The following is an 18,652-nucleotide window of genomic DNA, read 5'->3' on the forward strand; positions in this document are numbered from 1 at the left end:
GAGCGAAGTCGAAGTATTGGGCATTGGGCATTGGGCATTGGGCATTGGGCATTGGGCATTGGTTATTTCTCCCTCATCTCCCTCATCCCCCTCATCCCCCACTCCCCACTCCCCTTAATAATTAAAGGAGAAAAGAATGGGAATTCAATCATTAGATATATCGCCAGTTGGTAGAGTTGAAGGCGATTTAGATGTCCGAGTTGATATTGAAAATGGAAGAGTAGTCAACGCTTGGACACACGCCGAATTATTTCGCGGATTTGAAGTTATTCTACGCGGTAAAGACCCCCAAGCCGGATTAATTGTCACGCCTCGTATTTGCGGCATTTGCGGCGGTTCTCACCTAACTTGTGCATCTTGGGCATTAGATACAGCTTGGGAAACAGAAGTTCCTCGCAATGCAATTTTGGCCAGAAATTTAGGTCAAATTGTCGAGACAATTCAAAGTATACCCCGCTACTTTTATGGTTTGTTTGCCATTGATTTAACCAATAAAAAATACCGCCATAGTCGCTTTTATGACGAAGCAATTAAACGCTTTGCCGCATTCACTGGTAAATCTTACGAACTAGGCATCACAATTTCCGCTAAACCTGTAGAAATTTATGCCCTATTGGGCGGACAATGGCCACATTCTAGCTACATGGTTCCCGGTGGCGTGATGTGCGCCCCCACTTTAACAGACATCACCCGCGCTTGGGCAATTCTAGAATATTTCCGCACCAATTGGTTAGAACCAGTTTGGTTGGGTTGTTCATTAGAACGCTACGAACAAATCCAAACTTATGATGACTTTAGAAATTGGTTAGATGAAGACCGAAATCATCGAGATTCCGACTTAGGTTTTTATTGGCGCATGGGTTTAGATATCGGTCTAGATAGATATGGTGCTGGTGTTGGTAAATATGTCACTTGGGGATATTTAGCCCATGAAGATAAATACCAAAAGCCGACTATCGAAGGACGAAATGCGGCGATGATCATGAAAAGTGGAGTGTACGACAGCTTTGCAGACACTCACGTATTAATGGATCAGTCATTTACCCGCGAGAATACAACTCACTCCTGGTACGATGAAGGGACAGCAGATATTCACCCTAGCGATCGCATAACTAAACCCACTGCAATTAATACCAAAGACTTCGATAACGCCTACTCTTGGTCGAGTGCAGTTCTTCACAAAGACTTCGGACGTTTAGAAACCGGCCCCTTAGCGCGTCAATTAGTTGCAGGTGGTAAACATGGCGAATCTTGGCAACACTACGACGGATTAATTCTCGATGTCTTCAAACAAATGGGTGGTGCTAGTATTCATGTTCGTCAACTAGCACGAGTTCACGAACTTGTCAAGTTATATCGTCAAGCTGAACACTGTTTACGCGAATTCAAATTAAACGACCCTTGGTATATCAAACCCAAAGAAAAAGATGGACGCGGTTGGGGTGCAACCGAAGCAGCACGGGGTTCCTTATCTCACTGGGTAGAAGTAGAGGGCGGTAAAATTAAGAATTACCAAGTCATTGCACCAGGTACTTGGAATATCGGCCCTCGTGACGGTGAAGGTATTCGCGGCCCCATTGAAGAAGCTTTAATTGGGACACCCATTTATGATTCTAGCGACCCGGTGGAAGTTGGTCATGTGGCGCGATCGTTTGATTCATGTTTGGTGTGTACAGTCCACGCGCATGATGCTAAAACAGGTGAAGAGTTAGCGCGTTTTCGGACAGCTTAATTCTCAAATATCAGATTGTCTACTACAACACACATTGAGTTACACTGGCTCTACAAGTGATTGCGATTTTGGTAGACATACTTTGTATGGCTGAAATTATTGAGATACCTGTTGAACTGACTCACTTTCAACTTCCTGAAGCTGTCCAAGAGCGTCTGCAATTTCTGCTGGATCGCCAAGATGCAGGCGAAGCGCTTACCCAAGGAGAACGACGAGAAGCAGAAGGGCTAGTTGAGTTGGCAGAATTTTTATCTCTGCTGCACTTGCGATCGCAGCGTGTCATGCAGCAGGAATAAATGGTAACGATTTCAGTTGCTTTACGTCGATTAGTCATCCAAAGAGCAGCTGATCGCTGTGAATATTGCAGTTTATCCCAAGCAGGTCAAGCAGCTACATTTCATATCGATCACATCACTCCTGTGGTAGCAGGTGGTACAACAACAGCAAATAATTTGGCACTTGCCTGCGTGTCCTGTTCACTACGTAAGGCTGCGCGACAAATGGTTAAAGATCCAGAAACAGGAGAAAAAGTACTAATCTTCAACCCTCGTCAACAAGTATGGAAAGAACACTTTCAGTGGAATGGTGTAGAAGTTTTTGGATTAACAGCTACAGGACGAGCAACTATTAATGCACTCAACATGAATCGTGCGATTATACTGGCGATTCGGGCAGAAGAAGAACTTCTAGACCGTCATCCGCCACCTTGTGTTTAATGCAATCGCTCAAAAGACAAATTCGCAACAGGCATTCTAACTGACGACTTGCAATCTAACGGTGACGCTTATAGCCTGCTAGTAACCTCTCAACTTAGCCAAAACTTGAGCCAGCAGTCCGGGGCAGCAAAGTCTTGGTCTGCTGGATAACTTGAAACTATCGAACAATATTAAAGACAGACTCGTTTTCAATATCGCTCACAATGAAGTTCATACTGTTTAACTCAACACCAAAACTCTGTGCTGCTCTAATTTGACCTATCAAAAGTTTGAAAAACTTTTCTGGGGATGGTGGAGCAATAAGCAGAGGTATCACTTCAGGAGAGTTGAAGGGCGGAATTGGATCAACTAGATTCGGCTCAATATCTAACTTTCTCAGAATAAACTCCAACTCTGGTGTAATTTTCCTCTCACAATACTGTTGATATACTTTCTGTATAAGCTTGAGAAAAACTCTTCCCTTTAAAGATACAAACGCAGAATAACCCGCTTTTTCACGAGAATATGGTTCATAGATAAAACCACTACCAAGAACTACTTGATAACGTGGACGAAGAGTCGTAGTGGAAGTAGAAAGTCTTCTGCCTACTTTTGTATAGCTAATAAATCCATAGTTGGCTATGTCATATAAAACGGCAAGATGTAGACCTGGTATACCCGTATTATTAAGAAAAAATCGAACATCGCTGGCAGTAAGTTTACCAAACACTACATTCATCAGCACATCATTAACAATTTGATCTCGAAGATAAAAGGAGATGATCTGCTCAGATTGTGCTGAACCCACCTCAAAGTTTTCAGGTATCCAAAACAGTTTGAGCTTATAAAGGTCCCGCCTATGTTCTGTTTGTTGAAAATCCCGAATTACTTCATAGAAAAGGGCACGATTGCGGATATTATCTCTAGCAATGTATGCCCAAATGTCTGAATCTGATGCTGCGATGAGAGTTCTAATATCTTTGTCAATTCCTTCAGTATGTTTCCAAAGGGTTTGTCCAACAAGGGGTCGAATGAAGTCACGCTGAAGAAGACACGCAAAATCAAATTTTTTCCTGTCTGCTTCTGTGAATGAGTATAAATCAAGCCTAGAAAAGCTTTCTAATATCTCTAGAAAGCTGCGGCTTAACCACCTATGTTCATCTGACTCAGCCATGTTATGGACTCAGCATAAGTACATAAATACTATATCAAACTAGTGGTGAAACCGCTCTGAACTCTATGCGATCGCTCTACCCAATAATGATTACTTTCCATACCACCAAAGAAGCGATCGCCCTTGCACCACTATGACAACCAGCCTAAACTTAGTTTACAGACTTAGTTTAATCTTATGGAAACTGTAAATATTCATCAAGCTAAAACGAATCTCTCAAAGCTTTTATCACGCGTAGAACTTGGAGAAGAAATCATTATTTCCAACCGAGGTATTCCGATCGCCAAGTTGGTTCCGTTTCGCTCCTCATCAAATCGACTCAATAGTTTAGGGCAGGATAAAGGGCGTTTTGTAGTGCCAGATGACTTCAACACTCCTTTGCCATTTGATATAAAGTTTGATTTCTGGCATCTCTAGAAGCATCTCAATAACTTCACGTAAATTTTCCTGCAACTCATCCAAGGTTTCACCTTGAGAATGCGCTCCAGGAAAACCAGGGACATAGCCAACATAGAACTTAGTATCAGGATCTCTTTCAACGATCGCAGTAAAAGTTTTCATATCACAATCATGGACAACCCACTTACAGCTTACTGGAGCAGTTATCTACCTGTGCGACTCCATTAGTTACTTCGGCGACTCCATTAGTTACTTCAGCGACTCCATTAGTTACTTCGGCGACTCCATTAGTTACTTCAGCGACTCCATTAGTTACTTCAGCGACTCCATTAGTTACTTCGGCGACTCCATTAGTTATTTCGGCGACTCCATTAGTTATTTCGGCGAACCCATTTATTATTTCGGCGAACCCATTTATTATTTCGGCGATTGCGCCACCAACTATTTTAACTGGGGAGTGGGGAAAACTAGGGAGAAATAACTTATTCCCAATGCCCTATTCCCAATGCCTCATATTCAAAACTCGTAGCGTAACACACTAAAACTTATAGAAATAGTGCGTTAGGCTTGCATTAATGCACTTGCATAAAACAGAAATTTACACGGTAAGCTTGTGTCTGATTTAGCGCTACATGAATATCTCCCTCGCGTTCCCGATGCTGCATTGCAAGAGTTCATCGAATGGTGTGTTTTAGAGCAGGCAAAAGCCGCAGAACTTAACTTTACTCCAGATAGAAGTAAGTTAGATAACTTGCCGCCAGGAGACTACATTCCGAAACTTGTTGATCAGTTCATGAAAGTTAAACCAGACCCAATTAAAGCTGGTTTGGTAGCAGCGATCGCTGGTAAGGAAGCTGACAAACATGCTTTATCTGGTTTAGCGATCGTAGCCGATTTTGTATCTCTTTATGTCAAGTACTTAATTCCTAAAGAGGGAAGTACTAGAGAACAGGCTGAAGAACTCTTGACTAAAGCATCACAACATCAGTCTGAGAAACTTACCGAAATTGCCAAGAAACATGGTGTAGAGTTATAGTTTCCTGCTGATAACTTTTTCAGAGGCTTTGTCTGTCTCATCAGTCAGAGCCTCGTCTTTTCCAGATTATGGCAACAACTCAAAGTAATCACATTCAGCAAAAGCTTGATGATGAGTTGTTCTTAATCTTATACCTTTACTATGACCTTAAGCTTTAAAGTATGTTTCACTGCATTTATAGATACAGTGCAACTTCTTATTTTATAATTTAGGAAACATATTATTAGTTTATAGTTAAATGGACAGAATCGTAGTTAACTCTCACATTCATTTCGGTAAACCTTGCATCGCAGGAACACGCATCACTGTACAAAGCATTCTTGAACTGCTCAATGACGGACTTTCATTTGAAGAAATTATCCGAGACTACTATCCAGACCTACAAATCGAAGATATTCGTGCCTGCTTAGGATATGCGATCGCGCTAGTGGCGGCTGAAGACATTCGCCTAATATCTATTTGAGCATGAGATTATTACTAGATCAAGATGTGTATGCGGTAACAGCAAGATTTCTAGTTGATGCCGGATATGATGTCGTTCTTGTTGCTCAGATTGGTCTTTCGCAAGCAAGTGATGAAGAAATACTTAGAACAGCACAGGAACAAAACCGTATTCTCATCACGCGAGATAGAGACTATGGAAATCTTGTTTTTGTTAGAGCAATGGGATCTGGAGTAATCTATCTCCGAATCCTACCTACAACTGTGAATAAAGTTCATAACGAGCTGGTACGAGTTATAGAAACTTACTCGGAAGTTGAATTGATAGGCGCATTTGTAGTTGTAGAACCAGATGGACACAGGTTTAGAAAAGTATCTTTGTAAAAGTTATCAACTTTATTTAGCAATCAAGCAAAGCACTTATGAAAACTTTTTCCAGCTAAAAGCAATTACATTAGTAGTTCTGCATAATCAACTATTATTAATGGTTGTAGATGTCGAAATTGAGGTTATAATTCAATGGATAAACGTGATATTGTGTTAGCTTTCCATCCTCCAAGCGATCGCGCGTTAACTGAATTTGCAACTGCTTAAACAATTAAATCTCATCCCATGCTAACTATTATTGGTTGCGGTAATCTCAATCGCAATGATGATGCAGTAGGCGTAATTATCGCCCAACGCTTACAAAAATATCTAGCTGAAAACCCTCATCCTCATGTGCGTGTTTATGACTGTGGCACCGCAGGGATGGAAGTAATGTTTCAAGCTAGAGGTAGTAAACAATTAGTAATTATTGATGCAAGTTCAACTGGTTCTGAACCAGGTGCTGTGTTTAAAGTTCCAGGAAAAGAACTGGAAGCTTTGCCAGAAGCTAGTTATAACTTGCACAATTTTCGTTGGGATAATGCTTTAGCCGCCGGACGGAAAATATTTCAACATGACTTTCCCGAAGAGGTAACAGTTTATTTAATTGAGGCGGCAAATCTTGCTTTTGGACTGGAGTTAAGTCTTGTTGTCAAACATTCTGCTGATTTGGTTTTTGAAGAACTAACCGCACTTATCAAACAGAATATCAAATTTTAATTAACAATCCAAAATCCAAAATCTAAAATCCAAAATTGAATCACGCCCAATCCCGATAAACAGAAAGTTCATCTACCCTCATTTCAAAAGGTACGCCTTGACTCTCTGGCGGACAAACACGGATTTTAGCACTGCTGATAATTCCATATAGCAATGTTCCCATTGGTACAATTTTTTGCAAAATACGCCAATTAGTAACTTGATCGGGACATTCAATTACCAATGTTAGAGCATTGGCATGGGTTGTGACATACCACCGACAATTAGATAGAAGATTTTGAATCGTGCGATCGCAAGCATCATAAAAGTATCTACTAATAGAATACTCTAGTTGCTGCCGCAATATAATATCTGCCGATGTCGGTTGCATAGGATGCGAGTCATCACCATTAAAGTAATACATCTTTCTAGCCATCTCTCTTTAGCTTCCTGCTTATATTCCAATCACCATTGCATAAAGTACATCTTTATTTGTTTCTAATAATTCCTGGGTTTCATCATCATAATAAGCACCTATTCCACTACACTGAATCCCCAAATAATTACTAGTTAAATAAAGTCTCTGCCCTAGAAAACCAGCTATTTGCATAGCAGTTTGATAATTTAAATAATCTGACACAAAAAATAAAGTTACAGCGCTATCTTTAGCAATAGCCTGATTAATACATAAGTAACCCGTCTTTTCACTAAAATTACCCGTCTTAACCAGATATGTACCTTTATATAACCCTGGTGTCATTCCCTCTACTCGATGTACCACTGAGTAAATTTCTATTTCCTCATAATTTTCTGTGGGTATTGGCTGCTGGAGTTGCTGCACTATATATAAATAATCTTCTTGAGAAATAGACTCTTTCCGGAAACGTCTAATAGAACGTCTATTCCAAACAGTTTGATAAAATTTATCCTTGTCAAAGTCAAATTGAGGATACTCTAATTTCTGCTGACGGCTCTTTTGTAGAGTAGTTGTTTGATAGGCATCTTCAATAAATTGATTAGATTCAAAGTAATCTGTACCGCAGACAAAAGGAACTTTCAGCCTTAAGTGTCTGATTTTCTTGTCTTGTGGTTCTCCTGACACCACACAAGCAGTGATAAACTCTTTATTCTCAAATCCCAAATCTGAATTGAGCGCGAGTTTATCAAAGTCGAAAATTAATTGTATATCTCGGCTGTGGAGAAAAGCTGAAGCTGCAACAGCACCTAAATGGTGTCCGCTATCTAATAAGCAATATCTCATGCTTCTATTTTGATATTTCCAGCTAGACCTATAATAAACACAACTAATTAAAAAGATGAATCCGTTGATACTTTTATCAGGTATAATATAACTCTCTAACCCATCATCAATTAATTCATAGATGAGAGTTAGACAATTATTCTCAACTTCTAGATGATATATACCATCCACTATTCCCTCAATACCGCGAACCTGTACGTAAACTTCCGTGGGATACAGAGCGCCTGCTGATGGATTCACTCGCAGTTGATCAAGGCCATCTTTATACACTTTCTCCAGGGTTATTGTACTGGTTAACGAGATAAAAGAATGAACAGGATTATTGAGATTTAATTTCACTCTCTGATAAAATTTGGGATAAACTTTAAATGGAGATGGCTGTGTTGAAGCATCTACATAATTTGGATCAATTTGTACCGATAAGTAAGAATGCTTGGTAGCTTCATGATAGGCTTTGCCCGATATTTGACTTTGTGGCATTTTTAAGTATCCTTAAAACTTCTATATTGCTGGCAAAATCTATAGCTTTATAGTCGTCTAAGTTTTTCAAATCTAAGTTAGGGTGATGCTGTAAAAGTAACTTAACGACTTCTGTCTTTCCAGCTGATGCTGCATACATTAAAACAGTTGCACCGTTATCATTTTGGTTGTCAATATTAATGTTGATAGCCAGCAGTAAATTAATTAAATCGTAGTGATTACCAAAACAAGCAAACCACAAAGCATTGTTGCAATCGCTATTTCGAGCATTAATATCCGCACCTGCATCAATGAGTTCCTTGACGACTGCATAAACTCCATCTCTTGTAGCTTTCATCAAAGCTGTATCGCCATTTTCACCTAGCTGATTTAAATCCCCAGGATTATAGCCTTTTGCTATTAGCCATTGGGTTGTTGTTTCACTCAAATATTGCCTACTTACTTGACTCATAATTCTTCTTTAATTGTCACAAACGTAAGTTATTTATAAGCATAAACTTGCTTAGTTATATATTATCACTCTCATAAATTTAAATTATGAACCATTTATAAAGATCCCCAGACATATCTAATAAAAAATCTTGAAATACACTGAAAATGCAGTATATTTTGCAATTTCATTTCATCATCTAGACTAATAGCAGATAAGTGATATATAGCAATTCTGAATCATTCTTAAGAAACAAGATCCCCGACTTCTTTGAGAAGTCGGGGATCTGCGCTTTATTTGATGTAACGTTTTCATTGAATCTTGTGTTTAATCAAACAGAAATATTATATAGGAATCATATTTTATTTCTGAAAAAATCTCGGTAGTCTTGTAGTGGACCCTCTTGGCTAAAATGTTGCAAAAACATTGTAGGTTGGGGAGCCACTGCGTTGCGCGGGTTTCCCGCGTTGTAGCAAGTGGCGTTGGAGGCAAAGCGTAACCCAACATCCTGATATATGTTGGGTTGCGCTCCGCTCCACCCAACCTACGTCTAATGCACTTCTCAAAGAAGTCGGGGATCTGCGCTTTGTTTGATGTAACGTTTTCATTGAATCTTGTATTTAATCAAACAGAAATATTACACTGAAATCTACTTTATGTCACTGAAAATTATTAAGAAATATCAACTAATTTACTTTCTTAACCAAAATGTGCTTAAAAGTATGCTAGTTTATTTAAGTATTAAGTAAAACAGAGACAAAAAATGGAAATTAGCGCTCGGAATTCTCTCAAAGGTACTATCAAAAAAGTTGTGCATGGTTCAGTTAATACTGAGATAACTTTAGAAGTGGCACCAGGAGTAGAGTTAGTGTCAATCATCACAAAATCATCAGCAGAAAAGCTAGGACTTGTAGAAGGTAAGGAGGCTCATGCTGTGATTAAATCATCAGATGTGATAGTTGCTGTTGATTAAAATAGGCCAGTTGCCTTTTCTTACAAGCGGCTCTATCTCTAATACCAAATTGCATTCATTTCTAGTGAATGACCTCACTCCTGGAATTAATTAGCAAAAGAGTGAGGTCAAGATAATATTATATAGATGTTAATTAATTCAATTATCAATAATCCGACATTGGTGACAAGTTAAGCCTGTAACTCTTTTGTCAAGAGGCTTTCAGAGAATTGTTGAAAAAAAACTGGTCAGATCCTCGTTGAAGATCGGGAAAAGGAGCGACAATTAACTTAACGTTTGGTTTTCGCCGCTGTTTGATAATACCTAAATCTCGATTTTGGGGGTCAGCAAAATATTTAACGGGGTCTGTTGCCTTGCCTTTTTGATGAGCCATCGTAAAATGATAAAGACCGCGATAAATCATTTCTAATGAAATATCATCAAAGGGGAGAGACAGCTCATCCGCTACAGCATCACCTAAATCTATTAAAACAGCATAAAATAACCAAGTTGCCCAAAGTTGTAACTTAATTCCATTGATTGAACCTGTCCACAAATAACTTAGCCCTAAGAGTCTTTTTACTGTATTAAAAGCATCTTCAATTCGCCATCTTCGCCGATATAAATCTGCTGCCACATAAGGAGGTAAAACATTAGGGTCTCGGACGCTGGTTAAATAGGAATGCCATGTTTTTCCTGACCGAACTTCAACCAAACGCAAGGTAATAAATGGGGTTTTATTTGTGCCAGAACCGAGACGTATCTTCCTGTCCCTTAGTCCATAGCTTTCTGTAAATACCTGTTCTACCTTGATTGCTGCTCCTTTTTTTATTCTGGTAATAAAGTCAACTTTATTCTCGATTATTTGATGCCAAAAGTTAAAGTGATAAAACCCTCTATCCAATAATAGTAAGGTATTTTCTGTAACTATATTCAGGATATTTTCTTCAAGCTTTGTATCAGAAGTTTTGGGATTTTCTTCAAACCAAATCTCTACAGGTAGTCTGGTCATTAAATCAATAACTGTACTCATCTTTCCTGCTAATTGTCCTCTTTGAGCCTCCTCTAAGCTTTGTAATTTCCTAAACAATGCCTCCAATGTTGAGCCGTCTACTATCCAAATCTTCTCGAATTTTGATAAGGTAAATTGAATACTTTCTGGCAAAGTACGTTTATTTCTACTGTGCCAAGCCGTTCTTAAACTAGGTAATAAATCTTTAAATACTTTCTCGAATAGCGAGGATGGGAATGTCAAAAATCGTTGTGATAGTGCTTGTTGACTTACCTGAGTCGGATTACACCAGAGAAAACCGTCTCTAGCTAACATTCTTGTCAGTTCTCTGACTCCTGCTACATCTCGCCACAGTAGGGTTAACACCGCAGCCATCATCAATGGTAAATTCAGTATCCGTTCTCTGAGTCCTAGCTTCCGGTAGTAATTTTCTTGATTTGTAATGGCTGGTGTCAGTAATCTTTCCAGTTGCGCGGCAATTACTTCATCTTCCACCATTGGTCGTTGTTTCTTTTTCGCGTGGTCTCGATTGGTTTTTCGGCTGGTGGTCATGGCTTGTCACAATCGCTCAATCACTTGTCTATCACGAGTTTTACACGATTTTTGACCACAGCAAATACCACGCTTGACAATTTCCCTTTTTCCTTAACTTGTCACCAATGATAATCCGAACATAAATAGCGCGAACACTTTCTATATCTAGTGCCAAATCTGTGTTACCAATTTTGATAATTAAAGAGGGAAAGTGTTGTTTTAAAGTGATAGTAGTTCCTGGTATTACTCCCGTTAATATAAGTTTTTTTAAGATTGTTTCATCCTGACTTTTGCAGAAGGTGACGATTCCTCGCTCTCCCGTTCCCAATAATTCTAATGAACAGCCAGTCACACTAAAGTCGGTAAACATTTGAATTATAAATTAGGAATTGTGAAGGGAAGAAGGAAGTATATTTTCATCCTTCATCCTTCATCTTTTATTTGGTCGCCAAAGGCAGCAAACAAAGCAATAGTTTAGACGAGATACGCTTCTTGATGAGTCTTAATTGTGCAATTAGAACGAGGATAAGTGACACAAAGTAGAGCGAATCCTTTAGAAATCTGCTCATCATCTAGGAAGTTTTGATCTTCTTGATTAATTTCACCTTCAACAACCTTGCCAACACAGCTAGAGCAAGAACCTGCTTGACAAGAGGCTGGCAACTCAATACCATTTTCTTCTGCTGCATCTAAAATGGTAGTCTCTTCATCAACTTCAATTGTGGTGTCGAGGTCTTCTTTTTTGTTGATTAATCTAACTTGGTAGGAAGCCATTTTCCGATTCTCCTCAAACGTTATACAGTTGGTCTAATTTCCGAAGTTTTTGAGCAACCTATCCTACTCTTTGTTTCCCTCTTTCTTACGGAGAAGCTACGCTTTAGCTAGTTTCTCTATAGGGCTAAGGGATACAACGCGAACGAGAAGCCACCTCAAAGCAGGGCGATCGCACTTATAGAAAGCGTCTACAATCAGACTTAGCGCTAACGAAATGATGTTAGCTGCAAGGTACACCAGTAGGCGTACAGTCGCCTGCTTTGAACGACTTTCCACAACCGCAGTTATCAGTTGCATTGGGGTTGATGAACTTAAAACCGCTTTCCATCACTCCCTCAACGAAGTCAACCACAACTCCGTCTAATAACGGCGCACTTTTGGCATCAACGTAAACCAGCACTTTGCCTTGCTGACTTACCAAATCATCTGGTTGGGGTTTGCTAGTGATATCCATCGCATATTCATAGCCACTGCAACCACCATCTTTTACAGAGATGCGGATACCTTTAGTTGCGCCATTAGCGTCGGGTGCGGAACCTCGGAGCAATGCCCGCAGATGAAATTCTGCCTTTTCTGATAAAGTAACGGTCATCAGGTCTCCTGATTTGTAGCGATTAGTTTTTCTGATTTCAGGTGTGGGTTGTCATTTGTCAGTTGTCCTTTGTCCTTTGTCAATCGTTATTCACTAATGACCAATGACCAATTTTGGATTTTAGATTTTAGATTTTAGATTTCTCTTTCAATCCCAAATCCAAAATTCAAAATCTAAAATTGAATGACTAATGACTATTTTGTACAATACCCGTGGGTTCCATCGAATTGGAATGCGCGTGTCTCCAAGGCGCATTATTACCGCATACTGGACAAGAGCGATCGCGGTGAGAACGGCGTTTAGCAAATTCCATCCGATTCAGGTCGATTGTCAGCAATTGCGACAATAGAGGCTGACTAAACCCAGTGATCAGCTTGATTGCTTCCAAAGCCGTTAGACAAGCTAGTGTCCCAGAGACAGCGCCTATAACTGAAAAGCCGCGCTGATCCCAATCAGGCTTTTCGGGAAACAGACAGGACAAACAAGGAGTCACACCAGGAATAATCGTCGTCAGGTAAGCCTCCATCCCATTCATTGCGGCTTCCACCATTGGCTTACGCGATCGCACACAGGCTTCATTTAACAAATTGCGCTCTGTAAAATTGTGGGCGCAATCAAGAGCCATATCAGCAGATTGCACTAACGAATCTACATTTTCCGGGGTGATGTAATCATGAACAGCTTCCACTTGAACATCAGGATTAATTGCATCCAGAGTTTCTTTAGCTTTGAATACCCTTGGCTTACCTACCCAATCATCAGTCATGAGAACCTGACGATTCATATCATCTAGCCGCAAGTCACCACCCCGGACTAAGATTAGCCGCCCAACGCCCGCTACTGCTAAGTAAAGTGCCGCCGTACCGCCTAATCCCCCCACACCTGTAACCAGAACTGTCGCTGACTTCAGGCGCTTCTGTGCTGTTTCGCCAAAATTCGGAAGCATCATTTGGCGACGATAGCGTTCTAATTCGGTAGGCGTCAGGTTAACCAATTTATACCTCCTAATCAGAAGTGATTTCTGTCAGTGTGACTACATTTTTCGGCTTGTCGTTAAACACTTTGAACAACTTTTGTTCGTGGGGTGTCGATTCGATAAATACCTGATAGGCTTTTTGCAAAGCCAAAGAATATTGATTTAATTTCTCTTCTTGACTCAAACCAGGAGAATTATCATCAATTTCCTGGATGTATTGAGAAAACTTTTTCAGAATATGTAGACGATTTACATTCACAACTTCTAGATCGTAGGACATGTTAAAGAATTGAAAAAATTCTTCTGCATCTACGAGCTGCTTGAATTGATCAATAGTTCCAGTCATTTAGCATTCTCCAATTTTTTGAGATGTTGCTTAAGTTCATCTAACTGGCGATAGATTTCATAAGTTGCAGCTGCAACATCCATAAGTTGTTTGTAATCTGTTGGTAGTCCTTCAGCTAAATCATGCAGATCCATTTTCATTTGACCCGCTTTGCTGTTAAGCCGTCTGATTTGTCCTTGTATTTCCTCAATACTTATTTCTTCTGCTTGCACAATCAGCCACTCCACATTGGATTTTGGATTTTAAATTTTAGATTTTGGATTGGATGATATTGTTTTAATCAAATAGTGATAAAACTAGTGATTAAATATTTAATCCAAAATCCAAAATCCAAAATCTAAAATTGTTACACTTTGCCAACTTCAGGAAAGCGCTTCGCCAAATCAAGGCCTTTTTTGACGTAGTTTTCTCCCTCTTCTGCTAATTTATCCAGCGAGTCAAAGCCAAAGCGTTGAGCATCTCGCAAGGTTTTCACGGTTAGCAAAAGACGGCCAGAAAAAACTAGCGCCCAGCCAAATCCTTCATGGCTCAAATCAACCACAACTTGGGATATCAAACCTGTTTCCTGTTCAATCCCAGCAGCTACGGCTCGAAAAAATGCCATAATCCGAGCTTGAGTGATCGGATCAACTTCGCCCTCAACGGAGATTTCCCGTTTCTTTTGTTTGGTGACAATAAAGGGTTTGAGAATCAACTCATCCGACCAACTCCGATAAACTCCATAACTGTCTTGACCACGGATTTGTTTAATTAATACCTTAAGGAAAGGTGAGTTCAAGACTTCAGTTGTAGCAGTTCCGTTAACACTATTATTTGTGGTCATACCGTTGCTTCATTTTCAACTTCATCGGCAAAGTTTGTGGATTTTGGCTGTAAAGCTTTACGTAACCAAGGTGGAGGATTACCTTTGAGGGTTTTCACTAGCTTTGTTAGCACTTCACTAATTTCGTCTTCTTCCGATCGCGCCTTCACTGGAGTAACACCTTTCTTGATTAACCGAGCGGCGGCACTTCCACCAATTGCTGTTACATAAATAATCGTACAGTCGCCTATTGACTCAAGTTTTGGGGTGATTTTATCTTCATTCCCATCTTCTTTGAGTTCACCTTCAAAATTGAGGGTTTCTACGAAGTGATATCCCTCATCAGAAATTTCGTAAACATCAATCATTTTTGCCCATCCAAAATGGGCATTAATATGAACTCGGTCACTCGTCGTGAAGGCAATTTTCATTGTAATTCTCCTCTCTAAAGTTTTGAATTTTGAAGTATTAAGCTGAAAAACATCTAAGAAAGCATAACGGAATTAAACATAACTCTTGTGGGGTGGGCATCTTGCCCGCCCTAATTATGCAACTTGAATGTGGAACAACTTAATTCAAAACTCTGGGCCCACAATTCCTAACTCTTGGAACTGCTTAACTCTCGCTTCTTCTGCTTCTAAAAACAGGTTGCCGATGCCAAACACAAGTTCCATCGTGCCTCGATAGCCAACTTTGGTAAATTGACCATTACCTAAGCGGTCATAAATGGGCAATCCTAGACGATAAAGAGGAATCGAGAGCTGTTTTGCGATCGCACCGACATTTGAGTTACCAATCAGCAAATCAGACCCAGCGCATAAGCTCTCAAAGTCCTCCAAATCGCCGATGGTGATGCTTTTAACTGGGAGTTTTTCTAGTAAGTGCGATCGCGTCGTTGTCACCGCCGCATGAATTTGCGCTCCCATCGATTGCAGAAAATGCACTGTTGACCACAGCAAATCTGGTTCCAGCGCTAGGGAAACTCGTTTTGCACCAAAGTAAAAGTGGGTGTCCAGCATCGCATCTTGCAACTGACGACGTTGGCGGCGGTATTTTTCGGGTACACTGTTACCGCTCAGAATCGCCAATGCTTGGATAAATTCATCTACTGGTTCTAATCCCGTCAGTTCGCCAAATACCTCATAAGGTGTGTCAAAGCGTTCTTCCAGAATCTTTGCAGCCCCCCGCATACTTTCACCCAATGCTAGGGTAAAAGCAGAACTACCTACTTCTCGTAGCTGTTTTAAGGTAGTCCCACTGACCGTAACCGCACTATAACTATCCTCTAAGTGTCCATCTAGAGAAGCGCCAAGGTCAGGTACAAAGATCGGCACTAGTCCAAAGGACGTAACTATCTCTTTGATTTCTTGTACATCCCCTGGTGTGAAGGCAGAACCAGCCAAAATGGTCACTTGTTCAGTTCTGATTCCCCCTGGTTGAGGAATTTCCTGAACTATGCTTTCCACAGCAACAGCAAAGCCATCTTGCAACGCACCTTTAAAATCTGGGGTAGGTGCAAAAACGATCGCCAAATCATTCAATTCTGGATGGCGATCGCGGATTTCCTTAAGAAAACCCTCGATGTCATCTCCTCTAGTTTCCGTTAACCCAGTGCTACATAAACCAATAATTTCTGGGTTAGACTTTTCCACCAAGGTGAGAATTGCTTGTTCCACATTCTCTTCACCACCCAAAATGGTGGTAACTTCCGTCATCGCTGTGGTAGCTAGGGGGATCGCTTCCCGGAAATGCCGCACTAGGACAACTTTGGCGAAAGCAGTACAACCTTGAGAACCGTGGAATAAGGGCATTGTCCCTTTCAATCCCAAAAAGGCTAAAGTTGCACCCAAAGCTTGACTTTGTTTGAGGGGATTAACCGTCAGTGATTTGTTGGAAATGGTAACGATCGCCATTAAATTACCTCCTCATCCCACAGGGCGGACTTTCTCGTTCCCTGGCTCTGCCGGGGAATGCTGACAGTGAGGCTCCGCCTCATCTGCTCTAAAAGGAAGGCAGAGCCTTCAGGAATGCGTTCCCAGCCGGAGTCTGGGAACGAGGGTATAAGAGCCATTAAACTACTTCCTCATCCCAAGGAGCGGGTTTGCGTATTTGTTCCCAAATGGGGCTATACAGAGCTTCGTACAACTCCCGCGCCATCTCAATCATTCCCACATAACCTGCATAAGGATGGTGGCGTTCTTGGTTGATATCAAGGAAAGGAATTCGAGCTTTCAAAGCGGTGTATTGGTTACGTCCACCAGCAATCAGCATATCTGCGCGAGTGTCTTTAACCACTTGTAGCAATTCTTTAGCGTTGCCTTTCTCCAACATGATGCCATCGTTGCCGAGCAACTTCTTGATTTTGGCTTTATCTTCCTCAGTACTTTTCCGAGTACTGGTAGCAACAACTTCAATGCCCAAGTCCCTTGCAGCCGAGATAATCGACCAACTCTTGACACCACCAGTATACAAAACAACTCGCTTACCTTTGAGTCGAGCGCGATAGGGAGCCAGTGCCAAATCTAAAGCAGCCGTTTCTTCTGCAATCAGCTTTTCTGTCCGCTCCTGTAAATCAGCGTCGCCTAATTTAGCAGCAATATTTCGTAGACAACGATTCATATCATCGATGCCGTAGAAAGACTCTTCAATGTAGGGAATGTTGTAACGCTCCTCCATCTTTCGCGCCATATTGAGCAGCGCTCGTGAGCAGATCATCACGTTGAGCTTGGCGCGGTGGGCGTAGCGAATTTCATTGTAGCGAGCATCGCCCGTAATTTTAGACAAAATACGAATGCCTAATTTTTCTAACAGTGGCGTTACTCCCCACATTTCCCCGGCGATGTTATATTCCCCGATTAAGTTAATATCATAAGGCGTTGTCTGTTCCGGTTCTGCTGTGCCGACAACATATTCCAATAAAGCTTCACCGCCAAAACGGTTGCCGAGATTTTTACTGCCAATGAATCCTGGGGCAATGACGGGAACAACAGGAATACCAATTTTCTCAGCCGCAGCTTTGCAGACAGCATCAATATCATCACCAATTAAGGCTGTCACGCAAGTAGCGTACACGAATACAGCTGCTGGTTGGTAGCGCTCTTTGAGTTCGAGAATCGCTTTGTAGAGTTTCTTTTCGCCGCCGAAGATGACATCATTTTCACCCAAGTCAGTCGTAAAGCCCATCTTGTAGAGTTGAGGGCCAGAGGAGAGACTACCACGACTGCCCCAGGAATTACCAGCACAGGCTATAGGCCCGTGGACTAGATGCGCTGCATCTGCGATCGGCACTAGAGCAATCATTGCACCATCAAAGGCACAGCCCCCTTGAGCCGCGCCAGGTTGTGCCTGTTGAGCGCATGACTTGTTTTTCTTTTCGGATTGTTTGTGCTGATTATGCTCGCATCCTGTCTCAGTCAGCAGCTCGTTGATTTTGCCTTGGGTGATTTTCATCTCTCTTCTCGTACTGAATTGTTAATTGTCCTTTGTCATTTGTCATTTGGATAACTAACAACTAATGACTAATGACCAATGACCAATGACTAATGACTAACAAATGTATTTTGTGACATCCTCTCCACATACATCAGCGAGGTAAGATAGAGCGCGAAAACGCAATCCTACAAATTCGTCATATAAAGGATTGAGTTTACACAATGCTGGGATATCAATAGACCGCCCAAATAATTTAAATTGTTGCTCAAAGGGACAACAGCAAGGAATTATTTGGCAAATTAGATGAGCGATGCGATTATTTTTAACCTGAATTCCATCCACTATACGGCGCAACGGATTGAGAAGATTGTTGAACTTCCCTGGTTTTTTATAGTTAGGTGGATGGTAATTAGGATGAGCGTGAGTGTGTTCGTGAGTATGATTGATGGTTTCCATTTATAGATACCTTGGGTAAATGCTAGAAAGAAAAAGGGAAGTTGGGGATTGGGCATTGGGCAT

28 protein-coding genes are annotated in these 18,652 nt (G+C 40.9%); 10 read left to right on the plus strand and 18 right to left on the minus strand.

The genetic code is table 11. The features are described from left to right. The first annotated feature begins 136 nt into the window (after window positions 1-136). The 3 genes from V7L05_RS14805 to V7L05_RS14815 all read left to right on the plus strand — a co-directional run bounded on the left by V7L05_RS14805 (window position 137) and on the right by V7L05_RS14815 (window position 2,448). Complete coding sequence (locus tag V7L05_RS14805; RefSeq protein WP_335165005.1) at window positions 137-1,732, plus strand: nickel-dependent hydrogenase large subunit; 1,596 nt, start codon at window positions 137-139, stop codon at window positions 1,730-1,732. 86 nt (window positions 1,733-1,818) lie between these two features. Further along, window positions 1,819-2,028, plus strand: a complete 210-nt coding sequence (locus tag V7L05_RS14810) for a hypothetical protein (protein WP_335165006.1) — start codon at window positions 1,819-1,821, stop codon at window positions 2,026-2,028. Next, the gene (locus tag V7L05_RS14815; RefSeq protein WP_335165008.1) at window positions 2,029-2,448 is read left to right on the plus strand and encodes an HNH endonuclease; all 420 of its coding nucleotides are present in this window, start codon (window positions 2,029-2,031) and stop codon (window positions 2,446-2,448) included. A 157-nt stretch (window positions 2,449-2,605) separates the two neighbouring features. On the opposite strand, the gene V7L05_RS14820 is transcribed toward V7L05_RS14815, so the two are convergent. Next, window positions 2,606-3,601, minus strand: coding sequence for a hypothetical protein (locus tag V7L05_RS14820; RefSeq protein ID WP_335165010.1), 996 nt, complete (start codon window positions 3,599-3,601; stop codon window positions 2,606-2,608). A gap of 177 nt (window positions 3,602-3,778) precedes the next feature. On the opposite strand from V7L05_RS14820, the gene V7L05_RS14825 reads away from it, so the two are divergent. Continuing rightward, a complete protein-coding gene (locus tag V7L05_RS14825; RefSeq protein ID WP_335165012.1) occupies window positions 3,779-4,018 on the plus strand; it encodes a type II toxin-antitoxin system Phd/YefM family antitoxin in 240 nt (79 codons plus the stop codon). On the opposite strand, the gene V7L05_RS14830 is transcribed toward V7L05_RS14825, so the two are convergent. After that, window positions 3,929-4,162: a type II toxin-antitoxin system HicB family antitoxin gene (locus tag V7L05_RS14830; RefSeq protein WP_335165014.1), complete on the minus strand. Its 234-nt coding sequence runs from the start codon at window positions 4,160-4,162 to the stop codon at window positions 3,929-3,931. The two genes, V7L05_RS14825 and V7L05_RS14830, sit on opposite strands and share 90 nt — an antisense overlap. 451 nt (window positions 4,163-4,613) lie before the next feature. Between V7L05_RS14830 and V7L05_RS14835 the strand changes: the two genes are divergently transcribed. The 5 genes from V7L05_RS14835 (at window position 4,614) to V7L05_RS14855 (ending at window position 6,563) form a co-directional block, all read left to right on the plus strand. Further along, on the plus strand, window positions 4,614-5,036 hold the full coding sequence (locus V7L05_RS14835; RefSeq protein WP_335165016.1) for a hypothetical protein: 423 nt from the start codon (window positions 4,614-4,616) through the stop codon (window positions 5,034-5,036). 238 nt (window positions 5,037-5,274) lie between these two features. Further along, window positions 5,275-5,499: a DUF433 domain-containing protein gene (locus V7L05_RS14840; protein WP_335165018.1), complete on the plus strand. Its 225-nt coding sequence runs from the start codon at window positions 5,275-5,277 to the stop codon at window positions 5,497-5,499. Between the two features lie 2 nt (window positions 5,500-5,501). Further along, window positions 5,502-5,861: a DUF5615 family PIN-like protein gene (locus V7L05_RS14845; RefSeq protein WP_335165020.1), complete on the plus strand. Its 360-nt coding sequence runs from the start codon at window positions 5,502-5,504 to the stop codon at window positions 5,859-5,861. Then, window positions 5,830-6,021 carry an element excision factor XisH family protein gene (locus V7L05_RS14850; RefSeq protein WP_335165022.1) on the plus strand — a complete coding sequence of 64 codons (192 nt, stop codon included), beginning with the start codon at window positions 5,830-5,832 and terminating at the stop codon, window positions 6,019-6,021. The genes V7L05_RS14845 and V7L05_RS14850 overlap by 32 nt, the downstream gene beginning before the upstream one ends. Before the next feature lie 68 nt (window positions 6,022-6,089). Continuing rightward, a complete protein-coding gene (locus tag V7L05_RS14855) occupies window positions 6,090-6,563 on the plus strand; it encodes a hydrogenase maturation protease (protein WP_335165024.1) in 474 nt (157 codons plus the stop codon). Window positions 6,564-6,603: 40 nt separating this feature from the next. Here the strand turns inward: V7L05_RS14855 and V7L05_RS14860 are convergent, their stop codons facing one another. From V7L05_RS14860 to V7L05_RS14870, 3 genes are read right to left on the minus strand one after another with little or no spacing between them, the layout of a single operon-like run. Further along, window positions 6,604-6,978, minus strand: a complete 375-nt coding sequence (locus V7L05_RS14860) for a hypothetical protein (RefSeq protein WP_335165026.1) — start codon at window positions 6,976-6,978, stop codon at window positions 6,604-6,606. An 18-nt stretch (window positions 6,979-6,996) separates the two neighbouring features. Next, a complete protein-coding gene (locus V7L05_RS14865) occupies window positions 6,997-8,283 on the minus strand; it encodes a SagB/ThcOx family dehydrogenase (RefSeq protein WP_335165027.1) in 1,287 nt (428 codons plus the stop codon). Then, the gene (locus tag V7L05_RS14870; protein ID WP_335165028.1) at window positions 8,246-8,734 is read right to left on the minus strand and encodes an ankyrin repeat domain-containing protein; all 489 of its coding nucleotides are present in this window, start codon (window positions 8,732-8,734) and stop codon (window positions 8,246-8,248) included. Before V7L05_RS14870 ends, V7L05_RS14865 begins: the two co-directional genes overlap by 38 nt. 742 nt (window positions 8,735-9,476) lie before the next feature. On the opposite strand from V7L05_RS14870, the gene V7L05_RS14875 reads away from it, so the two are divergent. Continuing rightward, entirely contained in the window at window positions 9,477-9,686 is a 210-nt protein-coding gene (locus tag V7L05_RS14875) for a TOBE domain-containing protein (RefSeq protein WP_335165030.1), read from the plus strand. A 190-nt stretch (window positions 9,687-9,876) separates the two neighbouring features. On the opposite strand, the gene V7L05_RS14880 is transcribed toward V7L05_RS14875, so the two are convergent. The 13 genes from V7L05_RS14880 to V7L05_RS14940 form a co-directional block, all read right to left on the minus strand. Next, window positions 9,877-11,175: an IS4 family transposase gene (locus tag V7L05_RS14880; RefSeq protein WP_335165076.1), complete on the minus strand. Its 1,299-nt coding sequence runs from the start codon at window positions 11,173-11,175 to the stop codon at window positions 9,877-9,879. A gap of 94 nt (window positions 11,176-11,269) precedes the next feature. After that, complete coding sequence (locus V7L05_RS14885; protein WP_335165032.1) at window positions 11,270-11,581, minus strand: FeoA family protein; 312 nt, start codon at window positions 11,579-11,581, stop codon at window positions 11,270-11,272. A gap of 104 nt (window positions 11,582-11,685) precedes the next feature. Beyond that, on the minus strand, window positions 11,686-11,985 hold the full coding sequence (locus V7L05_RS14890) for a 2Fe-2S iron-sulfur cluster-binding protein (protein ID WP_334952629.1): 300 nt from the start codon (window positions 11,983-11,985) through the stop codon (window positions 11,686-11,688). Between the two features lie 220 nt (window positions 11,986-12,205). Beyond that, window positions 12,206-12,577 carry a HesB/IscA family protein gene (locus tag V7L05_RS14895; RefSeq protein ID WP_335165034.1) on the minus strand — a complete coding sequence of 124 codons (372 nt, stop codon included), beginning with the start codon at window positions 12,575-12,577 and terminating at the stop codon, window positions 12,206-12,208. Window positions 12,578-12,764: 187 nt separating this feature from the next. Continuing rightward, the gene (locus V7L05_RS14900) at window positions 12,765-13,571 is read right to left on the minus strand and encodes a HesA/MoeB/ThiF family protein (protein WP_335165036.1); all 807 of its coding nucleotides are present in this window, start codon (window positions 13,569-13,571) and stop codon (window positions 12,765-12,767) included. Between the two features lie 10 nt (window positions 13,572-13,581). Continuing rightward, on the minus strand, window positions 13,582-13,899 hold the full coding sequence (gene nifW, locus V7L05_RS14905) for a nitrogenase-stabilizing/protective protein NifW (protein ID WP_335165037.1): 318 nt from the start codon (window positions 13,897-13,899) through the stop codon (window positions 13,582-13,584). Continuing rightward, window positions 13,896-14,111: a CCE_0567 family metalloprotein gene (locus tag V7L05_RS14910; RefSeq protein ID WP_335165039.1), complete on the minus strand. Its 216-nt coding sequence runs from the start codon at window positions 14,109-14,111 to the stop codon at window positions 13,896-13,898. The genes nifW and V7L05_RS14910 overlap by 4 nt, the downstream gene beginning before the upstream one ends. A 134-nt stretch (window positions 14,112-14,245) precedes the next feature. Then, the gene (locus tag V7L05_RS14915) at window positions 14,246-14,722 is read right to left on the minus strand and encodes a NifX-associated nitrogen fixation protein (RefSeq protein WP_334952634.1); all 477 of its coding nucleotides are present in this window, start codon (window positions 14,720-14,722) and stop codon (window positions 14,246-14,248) included. Then, on the minus strand, window positions 14,719-15,132 hold the full coding sequence (gene nifX / locus V7L05_RS14920; protein ID WP_335165040.1) for a nitrogen fixation protein NifX: 414 nt from the start codon (window positions 15,130-15,132) through the stop codon (window positions 14,719-14,721). The genes V7L05_RS14915 and nifX overlap by 4 nt, the downstream gene beginning before the upstream one ends. A 144-nt stretch (window positions 15,133-15,276) precedes the next feature. Continuing rightward, complete coding sequence (nifN, locus tag V7L05_RS14925; RefSeq protein ID WP_335165041.1) at window positions 15,277-16,614, minus strand: nitrogenase iron-molybdenum cofactor biosynthesis protein NifN; 1,338 nt, start codon at window positions 16,612-16,614, stop codon at window positions 15,277-15,279. Beyond that, window positions 16,614-16,772, minus strand: coding sequence for a hypothetical protein (locus V7L05_RS14930; RefSeq protein ID WP_335165043.1), 159 nt, complete (start codon window positions 16,770-16,772; stop codon window positions 16,614-16,616). The genes nifN and V7L05_RS14930 overlap by 1 nt, the downstream gene beginning before the upstream one ends. Then, on the minus strand, window positions 16,772-18,151 hold the full coding sequence (nifE, locus tag V7L05_RS14935; RefSeq protein ID WP_335165044.1) for a nitrogenase iron-molybdenum cofactor biosynthesis protein NifE: 1,380 nt from the start codon (window positions 18,149-18,151) through the stop codon (window positions 16,772-16,774). Before nifE ends, V7L05_RS14930 begins: the two co-directional genes overlap by 1 nt. 96 nt (window positions 18,152-18,247) lie before the next feature. Beyond that, complete coding sequence (locus V7L05_RS14940; protein WP_335165046.1) at window positions 18,248-18,589, minus strand: Mo-dependent nitrogenase C-terminal domain-containing protein; 342 nt, start codon at window positions 18,587-18,589, stop codon at window positions 18,248-18,250. Window positions 18,590-18,652 lie beyond the last annotated feature (63 nt).

The sequence above is a fragment of the Nostoc sp. genome, assembly GCF_036917755.1.
In the GTDB taxonomy this organism is placed as follows: Bacteria; Cyanobacteriota; Cyanobacteriia; order Cyanobacteriales; family Nostocaceae; genus Nostoc.